Annotated in this window: 19 protein-coding genes and 1 other annotated feature; of the genes, 17 read left to right on the forward strand and 2 right to left on the reverse strand. The window is 41.3% G+C overall.

From position 1 onward, the window contains the following. The first annotated feature begins 123 nt into the window (after positions 1 to 123). From tsaB to NRE15_RS12080, 5 genes are all read left to right on the forward strand, one after another. Entirely contained in the window at positions 124 to 882 is a 759-nt protein-coding gene (tsaB, locus tag NRE15_RS12060; RefSeq protein WP_313793131.1) for a tRNA (adenosine(37)-N6)-threonylcarbamoyltransferase complex dimerization subunit type 1 TsaB, read from the forward strand. Beyond that, complete coding sequence (rimI, locus tag NRE15_RS12065; RefSeq protein WP_313793132.1) at positions 854 to 1,561, forward strand: ribosomal protein S18-alanine N-acetyltransferase; 708 nt, start codon at positions 854 to 856, stop codon at positions 1,559 to 1,561. The genes tsaB and rimI (NRE15_RS12065) overlap by 29 nt, the downstream gene beginning before the upstream one ends. A gap of 443 nt (positions 1,562 to 2,004) precedes the next feature. Further along, entirely contained in the window at positions 2,005 to 2,490 is a 486-nt protein-coding gene (rimI, locus tag NRE15_RS12070; protein WP_313793133.1) for a ribosomal protein S18-alanine N-acetyltransferase, read from the forward strand. Further along, complete coding sequence (gene tsaD / locus NRE15_RS12075) at positions 2,487 to 3,497, forward strand: tRNA (adenosine(37)-N6)-threonylcarbamoyltransferase complex transferase subunit TsaD (RefSeq protein ID WP_313793134.1); 1,011 nt, start codon at positions 2,487 to 2,489, stop codon at positions 3,495 to 3,497. The genes rimI (NRE15_RS12070) and tsaD overlap by 4 nt, the downstream gene beginning before the upstream one ends. Before the next feature lie 35 nt (positions 3,498 to 3,532). Continuing rightward, a complete protein-coding gene (locus NRE15_RS12080; protein WP_313793135.1) occupies positions 3,533 to 4,603 on the forward strand; it encodes an acyltransferase family protein in 1,071 nt (356 codons plus the stop codon). Positions 4,604 to 5,678: 1,075 nt separating this feature from the next. On the opposite strand, the gene NRE15_RS12085 is transcribed toward NRE15_RS12080, so the two are convergent. Then, positions 5,679 to 6,239, reverse strand: coding sequence for a LysR substrate-binding domain-containing protein (locus NRE15_RS12085; RefSeq protein ID WP_313793136.1), 561 nt, complete (start codon positions 6,237 to 6,239; stop codon positions 5,679 to 5,681). Continuing rightward, the gene (locus NRE15_RS12090) at positions 6,236 to 6,613 is read right to left on the reverse strand and encodes a LysR family transcriptional regulator (protein WP_313793137.1); all 378 of its coding nucleotides are present in this window, start codon (positions 6,611 to 6,613) and stop codon (positions 6,236 to 6,238) included. Before NRE15_RS12090 ends, NRE15_RS12085 begins: the two co-directional genes overlap by 4 nt. A gap of 370 nt (positions 6,614 to 6,983) precedes the next feature. Here NRE15_RS12090 and NRE15_RS12095 point away from each other — a divergent pair, with 370 nt between their 5' ends. The 12 genes from NRE15_RS12095 to NRE15_RS12150 all read left to right on the forward strand — a co-directional run bounded on the left by NRE15_RS12095 (position 6,984) and on the right by NRE15_RS12150 (position 17,664). Then, positions 6,984 to 8,162 (forward strand): acetyl-CoA C-acetyltransferase, encoded by a 1,179-nt coding sequence (locus NRE15_RS12095; protein ID WP_313793138.1) that lies wholly within the window; start codon positions 6,984 to 6,986, stop codon positions 8,160 to 8,162. Between the two features lies 1 nt (position 8,163). Then, positions 8,164 to 8,820, forward strand: a complete 657-nt coding sequence (locus NRE15_RS12100) for a CoA transferase subunit A (protein WP_313793139.1) — start codon at positions 8,164 to 8,166, stop codon at positions 8,818 to 8,820. Beyond that, positions 8,820 to 9,470 (forward strand): 3-oxoacid CoA-transferase subunit B, encoded by a 651-nt coding sequence (locus NRE15_RS12105; protein ID WP_313793140.1) that lies wholly within the window; start codon positions 8,820 to 8,822, stop codon positions 9,468 to 9,470. The genes NRE15_RS12100 and NRE15_RS12105 overlap by 1 nt, the downstream gene beginning before the upstream one ends. A gap of 32 nt (positions 9,471 to 9,502) precedes the next feature. Next, positions 9,503 to 10,264 carry a 3-hydroxybutyrate dehydrogenase gene (locus NRE15_RS12110; protein WP_313793141.1) on the forward strand — a complete coding sequence of 254 codons (762 nt, stop codon included), beginning with the start codon at positions 9,503 to 9,505 and terminating at the stop codon, positions 10,262 to 10,264. A gap of 77 nt (positions 10,265 to 10,341) precedes the next feature. Then, entirely contained in the window at positions 10,342 to 11,670 is a 1,329-nt protein-coding gene (locus NRE15_RS12115; RefSeq protein ID WP_313793142.1) for a GntP family permease, read from the forward strand. A gap of 59 nt (positions 11,671 to 11,729) precedes the next feature. Further along, positions 11,730 to 12,689 carry a 3-hydroxyacyl-CoA dehydrogenase family protein gene (locus NRE15_RS12120; protein ID WP_313793143.1) on the forward strand — a complete coding sequence of 320 codons (960 nt, stop codon included), beginning with the start codon at positions 11,730 to 11,732 and terminating at the stop codon, positions 12,687 to 12,689. 57 nt (positions 12,690 to 12,746) lie between these two features. After that, positions 12,747 to 12,794: a sequence feature (sodium ion sensor (DUF1646 type); this cis-regulatory element may regulate processes involved in with the transportation of sodium ions), on the forward strand. Between the two features lie 139 nt (positions 12,795 to 12,933). Next, on the forward strand, positions 12,934 to 13,296 hold the full coding sequence (locus NRE15_RS12125) for a hypothetical protein (protein WP_313793144.1): 363 nt from the start codon (positions 12,934 to 12,936) through the stop codon (positions 13,294 to 13,296). Beyond that, on the forward strand, positions 13,247 to 15,208 hold the full coding sequence (locus tag NRE15_RS12130; RefSeq protein WP_313793145.1) for a V-type ATP synthase subunit I: 1,962 nt from the start codon (positions 13,247 to 13,249) through the stop codon (positions 15,206 to 15,208). The genes NRE15_RS12125 and NRE15_RS12130 overlap by 50 nt, the downstream gene beginning before the upstream one ends. A 33-nt stretch (positions 15,209 to 15,241) precedes the next feature. Further along, positions 15,242 to 15,718, forward strand: coding sequence for a V-type ATP synthase subunit K (locus tag NRE15_RS12135; RefSeq protein WP_313793146.1), 477 nt, complete (start codon positions 15,242 to 15,244; stop codon positions 15,716 to 15,718). A gap of 47 nt (positions 15,719 to 15,765) precedes the next feature. Beyond that, complete coding sequence (locus tag NRE15_RS12140) at positions 15,766 to 16,347, forward strand: hypothetical protein (RefSeq protein ID WP_313793147.1); 582 nt, start codon at positions 15,766 to 15,768, stop codon at positions 16,345 to 16,347. 11 nt (positions 16,348 to 16,358) lie between these two features. Further along, entirely contained in the window at positions 16,359 to 17,363 is a 1,005-nt protein-coding gene (locus NRE15_RS12145) for a V-type ATPase subunit (protein WP_313793148.1), read from the forward strand. Continuing rightward, positions 17,353 to 17,664 carry a V-type ATP synthase subunit F gene (locus NRE15_RS12150; protein ID WP_313793149.1) on the forward strand — a complete coding sequence of 104 codons (312 nt, stop codon included), beginning with the start codon at positions 17,353 to 17,355 and terminating at the stop codon, positions 17,662 to 17,664. Before NRE15_RS12145 ends, NRE15_RS12150 begins: the two co-directional genes overlap by 11 nt. Positions 17,665 to 17,667 lie beyond the last annotated feature (3 nt).

The following is a 17,667-nucleotide window of genomic DNA, read 5'->3' on the forward strand; positions in this document are numbered from 1 at the left end:
CGATAGAAAAACTCATTATTGAACTAAATATCGCCTTGATTACCATTTTAGCATATTTAGTGACATGAAAAACTTAAATGCGCTTAAGCAGAGATATTTATTTAAAGAGAGAAGGATTTTAGAATGAGAACGTTAGCGGTCGATACGGCCACGAGTTATTTGAGTGTGAGTCTTTTTGAGGAGGCGCGCGTGGTGAGTACGGTCATGCTGCAGTCGAAGCGGCAGCACGGGGAGACGCTGGTGCAGGTGGTCAATGATTGTTTGAATTATTTGGGATGGACGGCACAGGATATTGACCAGGTGATTGTGGGCGTTGGGCCAGGTTCGTATACGGGGATTCGCATTGGCGTCACGATGGCTAAAATGTGGGCCACCAGTTTGAAGGTACCGTTAAAGCAAGTATCTTCTTTGAGTTTGATGGCGGCGGGTGTGGCACAAGAGGCTGGGGCGTTGATTATTCCGGTGATTGATGCCCGGCGACAAACGGCTTATACGGCTGCCTATGAATATGTAAAAGGGGAAGGCGACCAGTGGCGGGTTCAAGCGGTGATGGCTGACCAGCAAATTGAGTGGCAGGCGTTTTTGGAGCAGTTAGCTGAATTGGACGTGCAACGTTTGCTCTTGGTTGGTGATAAAATCGAGCTTTTTGCTGAAATGGCGCGGATGCGTTTTGAAGGCAAGGGGATTGAGGTGCAGTGGCTAGATTCGCATCAGGCGGTGCCACAAACAGCACGGGTCTATCATGTGGAGCAAGTGGAGGTGGCTGACCCGAATTTGTTGGTGCCAAATTATGCGCAAACGACTTTGGCGGAAAGAGAATGGGCACAAACCCATCAAGTCGATGAGGTAGATAATGAAAACTATATTGAACACTATTCGTAAGCATGCATGGTTTGAACCTATTGCGAATTGGTTGAAGTATACCCTGAATGGACAGGAGGTGGAGCATATTATGATGCAGAAATTGAAACCTTTTATCGATAGTCATCAGCCATTAAAGCTTGAAGAGAATGAAGCGGTGGTTCATATGACGGATAATGTAACTTTTTCTTTGAAAGATTCCTTTAAGCAGCATATTAAACAACAACATCGCACTATTCGCTTACGTTTAGGTAGCAAGCATGATGTGGAGCAAATTTTTAACTTAGAGCTTAAAGGCTATAGTGGTTATCAAGCTTGGGCTGAGGAGGACTTTTTTAATGATTTGGAAACTAATCCTTACGCAGTCTATATTTTATTGGAAGATCAAACGGATAAATTCGCTCCGACCCTCATTGGGATGGTAACCGGGCGAGCACGTCAAACGGGTTCGCATATTAGTCATTTGATTATCCACCCCGACTACCAGGATTTTGGTTTAGGGAGTTATTTATTAGATGTGTGGATTAAGGGGATGGATGTTTTGGACATTAAGACCATTACCTTGGAAGTCCGCGAATCCAATCATGTCGCCCAGCATTTGTACAAAAAGCAAGGCTTTGTGGTGACCTCATCCAAGGCTAATTATTATCGGAGTAACAACGAAACGGCGCTGAATATGCGCCGTGAGGTTGGGGAGTAGGGTGGTGCCGGTGCTTGGTGCTGGTATTGTAAGTGGCGCGTGCCTTCGGGAAATTGGGAAGGCCCGCGGGTAAGCGGCGCGTGCCTTCAGGAAATTGGGAAGGCCTGCGGGTAGGTGGCGCGTGCCTTCGGAAAATTGGGAAGGCACTCGGATAAGAAGCGCGTGCCTTCGGGAAATTGGGAAGGCCTGCGGGTAAGTGGCGCGTGCCTTCGGGAAATTGGGAAGGCCTGCGGATAAGAAGCGATAGCGCGCGACAACTTCGAGAAAATTTGTCTCGCGCTTGTCAAGAGTGGTTGAATTGAAGTAGGAATACCTCATTTATAAGTGGGAAAATATGACGAGAATTACTGAAACACCGGCCTTCGACGCCCCAGCCTTCGACCAGCCAACATCTCACCCACCACACGCAAGCAGAACATCTATTATATAAAGGAAGATATTTATTGAACGAAGAAAAAAAGGAAAAGCAGTTGCAGGTGGTGCCGTTTAAAGGGTATCAACTGCCAGAAGCGGCACAGGAAATGATCATCAAAGCCAACTCAGACTTCAATTGGTCTGAAAAAGCCACGCGCAGTGATTTTGAAAATCCAAACAACGAATATTATGTCATGTTCGACCAAAAGAAAGCCGTCGGCTATGTTAGTTTGCAACATGTGTTGGATGAAGCATCAATCACTATCGTGTATATTGATGCAAGCTGGCGCCGCCAAGGTTTGGGTGAAGCCTTATTACAATTTGTGATAGCGCAATTACAGGCGAGGGGGCTGTTGCATTTATTTCTAGAGGTACGTGCCGGTAACACAGCAGCCATAAAGCTATATCAAAAAGTCGGCTTCCAGCAAATAGCCCAACGCAAGAATTACTATCACAACCCCCAAGAAGATGCCTGCATCTTACAAATGAATTTAAAAGAAGGTGAAACACGATGAGTTTAATTTTAGCGATTGAGTCCTCTTGTGATGAAACGAGTGTTGCGGTGGTGAAAGACGGCCAGACCATTCTGTCGAATATCGTTGCTTCACAAGTTAAAAGTCATATGCGTTTTGGTGGGGTTGTGCCCGAAGTTGCTAGCCGCCATCATGTCGAACAAATTACACAAGTAACTGAGATGGCCGTCACACAAGCCAAACTAAACTCGATTAACGAAGTAGATGCCATTGCCATGACTTATGGACCCGGCTTAGTTGGCGCTTTGCTAATTGGGGTCACGGCAGCAAAGACCCTCGCCATGATTTATCAAAAACCCTTAATTGCAGTTAATCATATCGCTGGCCATATTTATGCCAACCAATTGGTGAAACCCCTCCAATTTCCACTATTAGCCTTAGTTGTTAGTGGCAGTCATACGGATTTGGTTTATATGAAAGAAGACGGCGACTTTGAAGTCATCGGTGAAACTCAAGATGATGCGGTTGGAGAAGCTTACGACAAAGTCGGCCGCTTATTAGACTTACCTTATCCAGCCGGGAAATATTTGGATGAATTAGCCCAAACCGGTGAAGAAACCTATGCGGTTCCACGGGCGATGCTACATGAAGATAATTTAGATTTTTCTTTCAGTGGCATGAAAAGTGCAGTAATGAATTTAGTCCATAACGCCAACCAACGGGGTGAAACAATTGACAGAGCAAACCTAGCCGCTAGTTTCCAACAAGCAGTGGTCGATATCGTAACGACCAAGACCCTCAAAGCGCTAGCGCAACATCCTGAAGTTAAACAATTTGTTTTAGCCGGTGGGGTAGCAGCCAATTCGGCCATCCGATCAGCACTGGTCGACCAAATAGCCACCCACCATCCGGATGTTGAAGTGGTTATTCCCCCATTGAATCTTTGCGGGGACAACGCCGCTATGATTGGCGCAGCCGCAGAATATTTATTTGAAAAGAAACAATTCGCTTCATTGATGACCAATGCACAGCCCGGATTGTTATTGTAAAACCCAGTCAACCTGCGTTTCAAGGAGATGTTATTTTGACAAAAAGAGATGAACGCAATTCAAATTTTGAACTTTTACGTATTATTAGTATGTTTTTAATCGTCGTCCACCATTTTTCCGTCCACGGCAACTTTGATACCCGTGACGTCTTTTCCTATGAAAAGATTGCCCTGGACATTTTATACATCGGCGGTAAACTAGGTGTGAATATTTTCGTCATGATTGGGGCTTATTTTCTGGTCGGCAAATCCTTTAAATGGCGCCGCCCGGTCGGCGTTTTGATCGATATGCTCGTCTACAACTGGGGCTTGTTCGTCGTTATCCTGCTGTTTCGCCCCAACATTTTAACCGCTGAGCGCATTTATCAAATGCTCGTGCCGTTTCCCAACTATTATTGGTTTCCCACCAACTACATTTTATTATTAATGCTCACGCCCGTATTAAATTATTTCATTCGACGCGTTAGCGAACTAACCTTACGCTACACCCTAATTTTGCTAACCGTCATCTGGGTCTTTGTCCCCAGCCTAGAACTCACCGGCATCGGCTATTCCGACCTGTCCTGGTTCGTCTATTTATATCTATTAGTCGCCTACATCAAACTATATCCCAACGTCATTCTAAACAGCCCGACCTTTGCCAAACGCCTATTTTGGCTGTCGATGACCCTTACTGTCGTCAGCATCCTGTATTTCAACGCCATCGGCATCGTCCTGCCCGACAAACTAGCCTACGGAACCTTTTTCCTAGGCTCCAACAAAATCCTTACCGTCGGCAACTCGCTCGGCCTTTGGCTATGGTTCAAAAACCGCAAACCTTTTTCAAACCACCTAATAAATATCACTGCCCAAGCCATGTTTGGTGTTTACCTCATTCATGAGCAACCTCTCATGCGCCACATCATCTGGTACCACGTAGACAACTCGCGTGTGCAAGGCTTCTGGGCCATGATTGCCTACGGTTTGATTGCCTCTGCGGTCGTCTTTGTAGGCTGTACACTGATCGACATGCTCAAAAACGCCATCTTAAACCCAACCTTAAATAAATTAAGCTTGTGGATAGAAGAAAAATTGAACAACAGTTTAGGTCTGTACATCGAAGTATAACTCAACTAACAAATGCCGGATTACATCGGGAAATGAAGACCGGCAAAATGTGAATTGCAAAGGGAATTACAGAAAAGCCGGACGTCGATTCTGCATGAAGACCGGCATTTAGATTTGCCGGATTACATCGGAAAATGAAGACCGGCAACGCGTGAAATTCTAAGAGAATTACTAAAAAGCCGGACGTCGATTCTGCATGAAGTCCGGCATTTAGCTTTGCCGGATTACATCGGAAAATGAAGACCGGCATTTCATTGAGTTTAAATTTTCCCAGTACTTCTTGTGCCACCTATTGTCAGTGGGAAGTGCCGGACCGTCCCATTGTCACTCAGATTTCTCCCCATGACAATAAACCTGTCAATTAAAGATAACCCGCCAAGTGGAAGAAGATAAGTTCTTCAACTTAGGCTTACTTTGGTTTATAACAAAGGGGTATATTAACTTTGCCACTTTATTTAATTGCTGGAGAAGTGATACACTAGCTCCACCAACAATAAGCAATATTTTATCTGCCACAATACTGTAATTTAAATCACCCGGTTCTTCGTAAGTGAGAAATGACGGTTCTTCACGTCCCGCTTAGCCTGAGTGGCGGATGCACCTCCCAACCGCCAGAGAGCGACCTGAGAGGCGGATGGTAAGTCCCAACCGCCAGAGAGCGACCTGAGAGGCGGATTGGCACCCCAAACCGCCAGAGGAAATCCTGAGTGGCGGATGGGACACCCAATCCGCCTTTAAACAAGCTGAGAGGCGGTTGGGAGAAAAAAAGGTTACGTGTCAATTTGACGGTCTTTCACTTCCTACTTACAATAAGGCTTATCTGGCCACAGCTCTCTTAGCAATGACCCGATTAAACATTGGCTTAATAATTATCATGAATCTCCTTCATAACTAGGCCATCATAGACTGACAATCACCAACTTCCCCCTTACGCCTAACTGATTGAGTGGCACACGCTAGCTTCTCCTACTCCTGTACCACCCATCGAATGAGCTGGTGTAGCACAACCGCTGTCGCCACCAACCCAAAAAACTGCACGCAAGGGCATCTCCCATGTGTGCAGTTTTTTTAATCTTTAGACGGTCACTAAATACTTATCAATGGGCGTGATGTCCAGCCCCGCGGTGAAATAATCTTTTAAACTATTGATCAAATAAGTTTCTAAAACGGAATAGTGGTTCTTTTTAGGGTAGGTTAACACCACATCCCAATCAATGGTATCTTCTATAGGTAACTCAAGAATGGTATTGCCTCCAATGAAGTCCGAAACAGGTCGCGGCAATATGGTGATGAAATTATTCGTCTTTACCGCTTCAATGAAGAAATCCCAAGAACTTGAATGCACAACTTGTGTTGGGTAACAATTGTAGGCAGAAAATTTGGAATTGAGTAAGTGATGAATCATAAAAGTCTCATCGAACATAATAATTTTTTGATGTTGAAAATCACGCCAAACCAACGTTTCTTTTTGAGCTAACGGATGATCTTTATGCACATAGGCCATCAATTGATCATGATGTAAATGCATTTCATTAAAAATCGACGCATTTAAGCCATTCGGTGCCAGTAAAATACCAAAGTCGATTTGGCCCAACAACAATTGATTTTTTAACTCGAAGGCGCCTTGCTCAATCATGACAAATTTAATATTGGGTTTTTGGTCAACAATTGGAGCATGACATCAGAAAACAGCAAACTTAAAATCAGGGGTGGAATGCCAATTCGAATCGTTCCACCGTAAAACGAAGACAGCTCACGAATACTCGACATCATTTGATCATGCTGTCTAACTAAATCAACACCTTTAACGTAAAGCAACTCGCCAGTCGGTGTCAAACTTTTCAAACGCCCATGTTGGCGATTAAACAACTCAATTTCTTCAACATCTTCGTAATTCAAAATAAAACGGCTGAGTGCAGGTTGTGAAATATGCAATTTTTGCGCAGCAACGGATAAATTGAAATCACTGTCAACAACGGTAATGAAGTACCTTAACTGAGTGATATCCAAAAAATAAAACTCCTTTCTTGACAACTATAACTGTAAGCGCATAACATCGATGCATTAACTATAATATTAAGTTATCGTTTTGTAAACCCCCAAAAGAAAATTTTGATAATAAATATCACTGCCAACCGCCGTAGGATAAGTGATATTTATTTAAGAAAAAAGAACTTACATCGGAAGGAAGCAAATAATCGGGCTTTATTTAAGGTTAATTTAACAACTCTTTCAGAATGTATAAAAATAAGTTATAGAATAGTATAAAATTTAAGTCTTTTTAAAATCGAGGGAAATCGCTTACAATGACATTGTAATCGTTCAATGGCCAAGTAATGATTAAAAAGCGCACAGTTAAGCAAAGAATTAGGAGGAGACTATGAAAGAAGTTGTAATTGTAGCAGCACAACGGACACCTCTAGGATCATTTGGTGGTTCTCTAAAAGATGTCAATGCGATTGAATTAGGTAAAGTAGCTGTTAAAGGGGCATTGGAAAGTATTAATCTGGATCCCTCAATTGTTGATGAACTTATTTTTGGTAACGTTTTAGGAGCAGGGTTAGGACAAAATATAGCCCGTCAAATTGCTGTCGGCGTTGGTATGCCAGTAGAAAAAACAGCCTTTACAATTAACAAGGTTTGTGGTTCAGGACTTAAATCAGTGGCTTTAGCGTATCAATCCATTTTGCTTGGCGATAACGATATTGTTGTTGCTGGTGGAACTGAAAATATGAGTGGTTCTGCCTATGTCTTACCAAGTAATCGTTGGGGACAACGGATGGGAAATAGTGAAGTGATTGATACCATGTTGCAAGATGGTTTAATCGATTCTTTCAATCATTATCATATGGGAATTACCGCTGAAAATATCGTTGAAAAATATGGTTTGACACGTGAAGAATTAGATGAATTAGCTGCCAGCAGCCAAAATAAGGCTGAAAGAGCGATTAAAGAAGGTCGCTTTAAAGATGAAATCACACCAGTTTCCATTCCACAACGTAAAGGCGATCCCATCATATTCGATACCGATGAGTATCCAAGACCTGGCGTGACGGTAGAATCACTAGCTAAACTACGTCCGGCTTTTAAAAAAGATGGCGTTGTAACCGCCGCGAATTCTTCAGGTATTAACGATGGCGCCGCTGCGCTCGTTTTAATGACAAAAGAAAAAGCTGCCGAATTAGGTTTAGAACCTTTAGTTACGATCAAATCAACGGCTAGTGCTGGTGTGGCTCCCGAAATTATGGGTTGTGGACCTATCCCAGCGACAAGAAAAGCCTTAGATAAAGCTGGCTTGACGATGGACGACTTGGGCTTAATCGAAGCTAACGAAGCTTTTGCTGCACAAGCCTTAGCGGTCCTAAAAGACTTAAATGCCAATATGGATATTGTCAACGTTAATGGGGGAGCGATTGCTTTAGGACACCCAATTGGGGCCAGTGGTGCGAGAATTTTGGTAACCTTAATTCATGAAATGAAGAAAAGAAATGTGCAATATGGTTTAGCTACCCTATGTATTGGTGGCGGACAAGGTATTTCGATGATCGTGGAGGGCTAATATGGATAAAACAATCGATATAAATACAGCCATTGATATGGTAAAAGATGGCGATATTGTTATGATAGGTGGTTTCTTAGGTGCAGGGGCACCTGAGTTATTAATTGATAAACTGGTCGAAAAAGGGATTAAAAATCTGACATTAATTGCTAATGACACAGGCTGGCCGGATAGAGCTCACGGTAAGTTAGTTGTTAACAAACAATTTAAAAAAATAATTGCTTCTCACGTAGGAACCAATAGAGAAACAGGAAATCAAATGGCAAGTGGCGAAACCGAAGTAGTTTTAGTCCCACAAGGAACGCTAGTTGAACAAGTTAGAGCCGCTTCACATGGACTGGGTGGGGTCTTAACACCGACCGGTTTAGGTACCGATGTTGAAAAAGGGAAAGATAAAATTGTTGTTGATGGTAAAGAATACCTCGTTGAAAAACCATTGCGTGCGAACGTTGCCTTATTGTTTGCCAATAAAGTCGATAAATTTGGGAATATGAATTTTTATGGTGCCACAAGAAACTTTAATAATATGATGGCTGGTGCTGCTGATATTACCATAGTTGAAGCAGCCGAAATCGTCGAAATTGGTGAACTCGATCCAAATACAGTTCATACTCCAGGTGTATTTGTGGATTACATTGTAGATGGAGGGAAGAAATAATGATGGATAAAGCCGAAATTCAAAACTTTATTGCAAGACGGGCAGCGCAAGAATTAAATGATGGTGACGTGGTTAACTTAGGGATTGGATTACCAACGTTAGTCGCTAACTTTATTCCTGAAGGAAAAGAGATTATTTTACAATCAGAAAATGGCTTTATTGGGGTTGGACCATCGCCAGAGCCAGATCAAGTCGATCCGTATATCGTTAATGCTGGAGGCCAACCGGTAACCATCGTTGCTGGGGCAGCTTTCTTTGATAGTGCGACATCGTTTGGCATCATTCGTGGCGGTCACGTGGATGTCACTATTTTAGGTTCATTAGAAGTAGATGAAAAAGGCAATATTGCTAATTATATGATACCTGGCAAATTAGTACCTGGGATGGGAGGAGCAATGGATTTATTAACAGGTGCCAAAAGAAGTATTGTAGCAATGGAACATACCAATAAAGGTAGACCAAAAATTCTAAAAGAATGTACGTTACCGTTAACGGCGGCCAATGCGATTGATTTAATCATCACCGAAATGGCTGTTATGGAAGTAACCCCAGAAGGTCTATTATTAAAAGAAGTAGCTGACGGCTATACGGTTGAAGACGTTCAAAACGCCACCGAAGCAGAATTGATTTTAGCCGATTCATTGAAATAAATATCTTTATTAACAGAGAGGAAAATGTATATATGTTTAGTGAAAAAGTTGTCTTTGTTACAGGTGCAGCTAGTGGGATTGGTTTAGCAATCGCTGAAATGTTTGCCTCAGAAAATGCCAAATTAATGATGGTTGATATTAATGAAGAAAAATTACAAGCCGAAGCAGAACGTTTAGGTGCAAGTTTCTTTAAAGCTGATTTATCCAAACGCGAAGAAAATAAAGCCGCTGTTGATTATACGGTTGAAACCTTAGGTGGATTAGATATTTTAATTAACGTGGCGGGTGTACAAACCGTGGCTCCAATTGAAGATTACCCTGAAGATCGTTGGGACTTTATTATTAACTTGATGTTAACGTCGCCATTCTTATTAACAAAATACGCTTGGCCACATATGAAGGCTAAAGGTTGGGGACGTGTGGTTAACTTAAACTCTGTTCACGGATTAGTAGCTTCTGAATTCAAATCGGCTTATGTATCAGCTAAACACGGTTTAACAGGATTAACTAAAGTAGCTGCTTTAGAAGGTGGACCACAAGGTATCACGGTGAATGGTGTTCACCCATCGTATGTAAGAACGCCATTAGTAGATAATCAAATTGCTGATCAAGCTAAAACACATGGTATTAGTGAAGATGAAGTTGTATCCAAAATCATGTTACAAAAAGCAGCTATCAAAAACTTACTCGATCCATCTGAAGTTGCTGGCGTTGTGAGATTCTTATGTTCTGATGAAGCCAAATCTGTTACTGGAGCTCAATACACCATCGATGGTGGTTGGGTAGCCGGCTAAAAAATTTATCGAATGTATCTGAAGAGGTCATTTGGTAAAAAGATGACCTCTTATTTACTCTAAAAAGGAGAAAATATATGGTTAGTTTAATAGGAATATTCTTAGGCTTAGCATTATTGATGATATTAGCCTTTAGAGGTTACGCAATTGTTTGGATTGCGCCTGTAGCAGCTGCCGTTGTTGCCTTAATGAGCGGGATGAATCCCATTGAATTGTATATGGGACCTTATATGGAAGGCTTGGCAGGTTTCGTTAAAACTTGGTTCCCAGCATTTATGTTAAGTGCTATTTTTGGAAATTTGATGGATGTGACAGGTTCTGCGAAATCGATTGCGACATGGTTAACGAATTTGTTTGGAGCTAAAGCAGCGATTGCAGCGGTGGCCTTAGCCTGTGGTTTGTTAACGTATGGTGGGGTTTCATTATTCGTTGTTGTGTTTGCTATTTATCCGTTAGCGTTAGCCGTTTATGAAGAAGCTAATATTACCCGTAAATTAATTCCAGGTGCAATCGCTATTGGTGCATTTACTTTCACCATGACGGCTATGCCTGGTACCCCTCAAATTCAAAACTTGATCCCAATGCAATACTTTGGAACAGATGCAATGGCTGCACCTATTATGGGGATTGTAGCAAGTATTATTTTGTATTTTGGTGGCGTTTTCTATATGGAATGGCGTAAAAGAAGTTATGAGAAAAAAGGTGAATTCTTTACTCAACCTGATGCAGCTCATGCAGGAGCGGCGATTGATGCTTCTGAATTACCCAATCCTTACGTTTCTTTAATTCCATTAGTTACTGTTGTTGTAGTCCTAAACATTGTGCCAATTATCTTTGGCTTGGATACAGCTAGTCCTTATAATATCATTTATGCTTTATTAGCAGGAAATGCTGTTGTTATGCTATTAAACTTAAGTAAAAGAGAGGCGTTTATTCCTGCTGTAAATAAAGGTGCTAGAGGTGCTATTGGCGCGATTATGAATACAGCCGGTGCCGTAGGTTTTGGATCTGTAGCGCGTTCTGTGCCAGGATTCGAAGTATTAACGGATTTAATTATGAATGTACCAGGTAGCCCATTAATCTCACTTTCAATTGCCGTAAATATCTTAGCCGGTGCAACAGGTTCTGCTTCAGGTGGTATGGGTATTGCTTTAGAAGCTTTAGGTGCAAGATATATGGAATTGGCTCAACAAACAGGTATTTCACCAGAAGCCTTCCATAGGGTTGCTTCCCTTTCTTCAGGTGGGTTAGACACTTTACCACATAATGGTGCGGTACTAACCTTATTAGAAAACACGGGTATGTCACATAAAGATTCTTACTTAGACATTATGGTGACATCATTGATCTTACCAATTGTTGCAACGATTGTTGCAATCGGATTAGCCTCAATGGGAATATACTAAAATTTATTCAGTACATTTAGGCAATTAGATTTCAGACGCATAGAGAATAGGAGATGCTTATGAAAGATATTACACAAATTAAGCGGATAGGGATTGCTGGGGCAGGCACTATGGGTTATTCAATGGCTGAGATTTTTGCCACCCATGGTTTCGAGATTTTGTTGTTTGATATTTCAGAGGATCAAATTAAAAAAGCACAGGAATTTATTCGAATTAATCGGTCTGTCGAAGTCGAACAAGGTCAATTAACTGAAGAAGCGTCAGTTGAATTGTTAGAAAGAATTCAATTCACAACGGATAATTCATTATTTAGTGATGTTGATTTTGTGGTTGAAGCGATTGTTGAAAACCTTGAAATCAAAAAGACCTTTTGGTCTGAATTGTCACAAATTGTTCCTGAAGATATTGTCATCGTTAGTAACACATCAGGTTTAAGTATTACGCAATTGGCTGAAGCTGTTATTGGTCCTGAACGCTTTCTAGGTATGCATTGGATCAATCCGCCGCACATTATTCGTCTGATTGAAGTCATTAAAGGGGAAAAGACAGCGGATGAAAATGTCACGATCGTCGAAGATTTAGCTAAAAGTGTTGGGAAAATCCCGGTAGCAGTTAATGATGCACCTGGTTTTGTCTTGAATCGGCTTCAATTTGCGGTCATGCGTGAAGCCTTGCATATTTTAGAAGAAGGTATTGCTGACATTCCTGGTATTGATGCGGTGATGAAGTATGGCTTAGGTATTCGTTATGCGAGCTTAGGACCTTTCGAAGTAGCGGATTTCGGTGGTTTGGATATTTTCCATAATATTGCGGAATACCTTTTCGCAGACTTATCCACTGCCGATAAAGATTTTGGTAAGATGAAAGAATTATACGAAGCTGGTCACTTAGGGGTTAAAACTGGTAAAGGCTTCTATGATTATAGTGAAGGCAAAGTTGAAAAAGTCATTCGTGAACGGAATATTAATTATGAGAAAGTTGCCAAAGCGTTGTATACCAATTTAGATGAGAAAAGTTGATGATTAAAACTCAAATATGTGTTACAATCACTTCAAACAGAATAGTTTTACTTTAATGGTTGGGCATTATGCTTCAAGGATTCGTTCTTCAAGGGGTGAGAAGGACATATTTGAGGTGTAGTGCGAGAGACGCACTTATTTGATAGTGCGTCTCTTTTGTTTTATCACCCTAAAGTCAACTTGGCGAAAGAAGGCGATATTTATTAAAATGGGTCAAAGAAGTTTGAGGAAGTGAGGGGAGATTATGTCAACAGATGTTATTGATTATTTACGCGAGATTGAGGTTCAAATTGAGTACAAGCGGCGTGAAGTAGCGGAAACACTCCAAACGCTAGATGATGGGCATCGTAAAGCCGTAGAAGAGTTGGAACGCAATTATCAAGCGGAATTAACCGATTATTTACGCGAAAAAGAACAGGCTAACCAAGCTCGACTAGAATTGGAAGAGGCCGCATTACAACAGACTTTTTCTGAAAAGAGAGAGGCTTTATTGGCTCAATATGAACAACAAAAGGATCAATTAGTGGAGAGAATAGTGAAGGAGGTACTAAATCAATATGGGTATCGCCAAAATGAAGAAGTTGACCCTACTGGCGGAGCAGTCTGAAAAAGAGGCTGTCCTAGCAGCCATGCAAGAGATGCAAGATATTGAAGTCATTTCACTAGCTGATGTACTGGGTGAAGATGAGGCTTTGATTCAGTCTTTGCAGTTTGAAGATAAATCGGAATCCGTGGGTGATCTAACACAGACCATTCAAGATATCCGTTATGCGCTATCCTTTCTCAACGATTATATACCGCAAGTGCCTTTTTTGAAACGGATGAAAGAGAAACGTCCCGTCTTGTCGCTCAAAGAATTGGAAGTCCAGGTCCAAAGCATGGATTATCAAACCTTATTACACCGGGTCGATTATATGGATGAAACCATCCATCGTCTGCAGGAGCAGCTGGAAGAGTTAAAAAAAGAAGAAGACTTCTTGCGTAGATGGCAAAATTTAACTTTTTTGCCGGCGGATACTAAATTTTTGAAGCATTTTTCAATTTTAGTCGGTTCGGTTGAGTCAGAAAAAGCGCAGGACTTTGAAGTCGCCATGAATGAATTGGACACGGCTTATGCCGAAGATATTTATCAATCGCGTGATACTTGGGGCTTTTTAGCGGTTATGCCGGAAGATGAGACGGTTGAAGGCAATGAGTTGCTACAACAATATGGTTTTCAAGTCTTAAATTACCCCTATGACCAGATTCCGAGTGACGCCTTGAAAGGAAACCTTGAAAACCAAAAACAACTGATTGAACAAATATCACAGGAGAAAGCTAGCCTAAAAAGTTATGGATCTACCCGTGATGCATTACAGTTAGCAGAGGAGTATTTTACCAATAAACGTGAGCGCGAAAAAGCCAAAGAACTGATCGCCAATAATTCTTATGCGTTTGTGATTAGTGGTTGGACGGAAGCCAGTAAGATTGATTATTTTACCCAGCATATTGTGGGCCAATGTAATGAACGGAACATTTGTTATTTTCAATTTGAGGTTGAAGAAGCTGAAATTGATGCGGTGCCAACCAAACTCGAAAACCATGAATTGGTTAAACCGTTTGAAACGATGACTGCGCAATTTGGCTTACCTAAGTATGATGGATTTGATCCGACACCATGGTATTACCCATTCCATATTGCTTTTTTTGGGATGATGAGTGCGGATTTAGGCTATGGTTTGTTGTTATGGTTGGGGACGGCTTATGCCTTAAAAGAATTTGAATTATCACGGGGTATGCGGTCGTCATTAAAGATGTTTAACCAACTGTCCTATGGGACGATGTTTTTCGGTTTGATTTTTGGTAGTTTCTTCGGTTTTAATTTACCGTTTAGACTTTTAGATTTAACCAATGATGTGATTATCGTGATGGCTATTTCCGTTTTTATCGGGATTGTCCATATGTTACTGGGCTATGGCATCAAATTCTATTTAATGATGAAAGATAAAGATTATATTTCAGCTTATTTAGATGCGGCACAGTGGGCGTTGATGTTACTCGGTGTGGTCGTCATTGCGGTGAATTTGGCCTTCGTCAAAGTAGACTGGTTAACGACGGCGGGGATTGTCTTGATTGTCGGCAATATTTTAGGGATGTTCTTAGTTAAAATATTTTCAAATAATAATAAGTTGATTGGTGTCGGCCAAGCTTTGTTTGGGATAATGGATATTGCCAGTTTAATTGGGGATTTGGTAAGTTATACACGGTTAACGGCTTTAGCCGTTTCGGGTGCCAATATTGGGATGGCTTTTAACCTGATACTTGGTTTGTTACCACCGATTGCTCGCTTTACCATTGGGATTATCTTATTTGTTGCCCTACATGCCTTAAATATTTTCATTACTTATTTAGGGGCTTATGTGCATTCCATGCGGTTAGAATATGTGGAGTTTTTTGGCAAATTCTATGATACAGATGGCAAAGCCTTTACGCCACTTAAGACTTTAGAAAAGTATATTTGGATAAAATCAGATAAATAAATAACTTAAAACAGATATTGGAGGATAATGATAATGGAATTTAGTATTGAATATCTTTTTGGACCTCAAACAGGTTGGATTTTAGGTGCGCTTGGCGTGGCCATCGCCATTTTCGCTGCCGGAACAGGGTCAGCGATTGGGGTAGGGAAAGCCGGGGAAGCGGCTGCGGCGTTAACCCGTGAAAAACCTGAATTATTTGGTCAGGCATTGGTCTTACAATTACTACCAGCGACCCAAGGTTTATATGGTTTTGTTATTGGCTTAATCATTTTATTACAACTAGACTCAGGCATGTCAGCTGCGGAAGGTTGGTATTTATTAATGGCTAGTTTACCGGTTGGGATTGCTGGTTATACGTCTGCGCCAGCCCAAGCCAAAGCGTCGATTGCTGGGATGCAAATCTTAGCCCAACGTCCAGAAAATGCGACGCAAGGGATTGTCTACTCAGCGATGGTTGAAACGTATGGCATCTTAGGGTTTGTTGGTTCTTTGTTAATGATCGTTTTATAATCGATTTCCTGTTTTTCAATGGATTGAGCTAGGAGAGGAGGAAGGTTATGGCAAAGGTTAATGAACTCGTTGATAAAGTGATCAACAAAGAGACAAGTGCTTTAGAAGAAGACGTTGAGCGTAAACGCTTTGACTTGAAAAATGCCTTAGTAGCTAAAGAGGCAGAAACGCAGCGAGATTTAGTGAGTGAAAAAGAAAAAATAGATAAAAAGATGCAAGAACAACATCAAATTGCTGTCCAATCACGTCAGATTGTCTATCGGGATCAGTTGTTGACGCAAAAACAAGCGCTTATCGAAGAATTATTCGATGCGGCCCTTAAGGAATTGGACAACTTGCCACAAGAGACATTTCGGTCGTTTGTGTTAGCTATCCTTAAGCAATTTGAAGGCCAAGGGGATTTAACACTGGTGTTAGGTTCGTATTCAAAAGGCTTAATCGATCAGTCTTGGTTAGAATCATTGGCGATTGAAGGAGTTAACATTCAATTAGCAGCCGATACTATCCAAAGTAAAGGTGGATTTATACTAGAAAAATTAGGTTCTCAGTACAATTTCTTGAATGACAGTTTAATTGAAGAAGTTCGCACACAACTGATTATTGATATTTCTAAGTCACTGAATCCATAAGGAGGGAAACAATGTTTGATGACGAATTTGGTTCATTAAATGTGACGGTTCGTGTCTATGAAAATGAGCTTTTAACGCAATCCATCTATGACCGCATGTTAGCGGCTGATAGTTTTGAAGAAGCGGTTGGCATTTTGCGGGAAACATCCTATCGCGATGAAGTGGAAGAGGTGTTGAAAACCCATAATTATGATGACATGATTACCGAAAATTTAGTGAGATTATACGATCGTTTATTTCAAATCTCACCTTCGCCAGAAATTGTTGAATTAGCTACTTTGCGTTACAGCTATCATAATATTAAAGTGATGCTAAAAGAAATGATTGCCGATAAAGATTTAGAAGATTTATATTTTCCGATTGGCCGCTACGATCTCACTGAGCTCCGTCAAGCGGTCAGCTTAGGGCAATCAGAGGTTTTACCTGAAGAATACTTGCAGACCATTCGCAGTGCCAAGTTGGACTATAGTGAATTTGGTAACATCCAACAGGTTGAAGTGTTGGTTGATAGGCATTATTTCGAACATTTGAAGCAGATTGCGGTGACGATTGGTGATCCGGAAATTATTGAATTAGTCGATATGCAAATTGATTTTAAAAATATTTCGACCTTAATTCGAGCGAAATATCAAGACCGCACACCCAATTTTTTGCGGTCGGTGTTATCCGATGCGGGCTCTTTAGATGTTGAAACCTTAATTCAAATGGGCTCTAAAGATGCACGGACGTTAATTCAATCTTTATTAGAGACCCAGTATAAGAGTATTTTGTCGGAATCGATGATTACAGCTGGGATAGGTATTTCATCCATTAAGTTCGATTATTACACCGATAATGCCATGATGCGTAAAATGCAAGAAGCCAAGCTAAAAGCCTTTGGACCGCTCCCGATGATTGCTTATATTTATGCTAAAGAAACGGAAGCAAGGAATTTGCGTTTAGTATTATCGGCCAAGGAAAATCATATTGATGTGGAAGAAACGAAAGAAAGGATGCGGATGAATTATGTCTCATAAGATTGCGGTTATTGGAGATAAAGACTCCGTTTTAGCCTTTAAAATGATTGGTTTCGAGGTTTTCTTTGCGGCGGATGCCAATGAGGCGCGAGGCCATTTGGACGATTTAGCCCGTGAAGACTACGGCATCATCTTTTTAACCGAACAATTAGGTATTCAAATCCCTGATGCATTAGAACGCTATAATCAACGGATTACACCAGCTATCATTCTCATTCCTAATCGGACGGGGACGAATCATTTTGGCGAAGAACGTTTTGCTGAAAATGTGGAACGAGCAGTTGGTATTAAAATCGTGTAGGAG

Source organism: Fundicoccus culcitae (genome assembly GCF_024661895.1).
Lineage (GTDB): Bacteria > Bacillota > Bacilli > Lactobacillales > Aerococcaceae > Fundicoccus_A > Fundicoccus_A culcitae.

Excerpts from the sequence above, each read along its gene's own strand:
- NRE15_RS12125 (WP_313793144.1), top strand. The coding sequence starts at position 12,934 with ATGTCAACAGATGTTATTGATTATTTACGCGAGATTGAGGTTCAAATT.
- NRE15_RS12085 (WP_313793136.1), bottom strand. The coding sequence starts at position 6,239 with ATGATTGAGCAAGGCGCCTTCGAGTTAAAAAATCAATTGTTGTTGGGC.
- NRE15_RS12110 (WP_313793141.1), top strand. The coding sequence starts at position 9,503 with ATGTTTAGTGAAAAAGTTGTCTTTGTTACAGGTGCAGCTAGTGGGATT.
- rimI (WP_313793132.1), top strand. The coding sequence starts at position 854 with ATGAAAACTATATTGAACACTATTCGTAAGCATGCATGGTTTGAACCT.
- NRE15_RS12105 (WP_313793140.1), top strand. The coding sequence starts at position 8,820 with ATGATGGATAAAGCCGAAATTCAAAACTTTATTGCAAGACGGGCAGCG.
- NRE15_RS12145 (WP_313793148.1), top strand. The coding sequence starts at position 16,359 with ATGTTTGATGACGAATTTGGTTCATTAAATGTGACGGTTCGTGTCTAT.
- NRE15_RS12150 (WP_313793149.1), top strand. The coding sequence starts at position 17,353 with ATGTCTCATAAGATTGCGGTTATTGGAGATAAAGACTCCGTTTTAGCC.
- NRE15_RS12120 (WP_313793143.1), top strand. The coding sequence starts at position 11,730 with ATGAAAGATATTACACAAATTAAGCGGATAGGGATTGCTGGGGCAGGC.
- NRE15_RS12115 (WP_313793142.1), top strand. The coding sequence starts at position 10,342 with ATGGTTAGTTTAATAGGAATATTCTTAGGCTTAGCATTATTGATGATA.
- NRE15_RS12100 (WP_313793139.1), top strand. The coding sequence starts at position 8,164 with ATGGATAAAACAATCGATATAAATACAGCCATTGATATGGTAAAAGAT.
- NRE15_RS12135 (WP_313793146.1), top strand. The coding sequence starts at position 15,242 with ATGGAATTTAGTATTGAATATCTTTTTGGACCTCAAACAGGTTGGATT.
- NRE15_RS12140 (WP_313793147.1), top strand. The coding sequence starts at position 15,766 with ATGGCAAAGGTTAATGAACTCGTTGATAAAGTGATCAACAAAGAGACA.
- tsaB (WP_313793131.1), top strand. The coding sequence starts at position 124 with ATGAGAACGTTAGCGGTCGATACGGCCACGAGTTATTTGAGTGTGAGT.
- tsaD (WP_313793134.1), top strand. The coding sequence starts at position 2,487 with ATGAGTTTAATTTTAGCGATTGAGTCCTCTTGTGATGAAACGAGTGTT.
- NRE15_RS12130 (WP_313793145.1), top strand. The coding sequence starts at position 13,247 with ATGGGTATCGCCAAAATGAAGAAGTTGACCCTACTGGCGGAGCAGTCT.
- NRE15_RS12095 (WP_313793138.1), top strand. The coding sequence starts at position 6,984 with ATGAAAGAAGTTGTAATTGTAGCAGCACAACGGACACCTCTAGGATCA.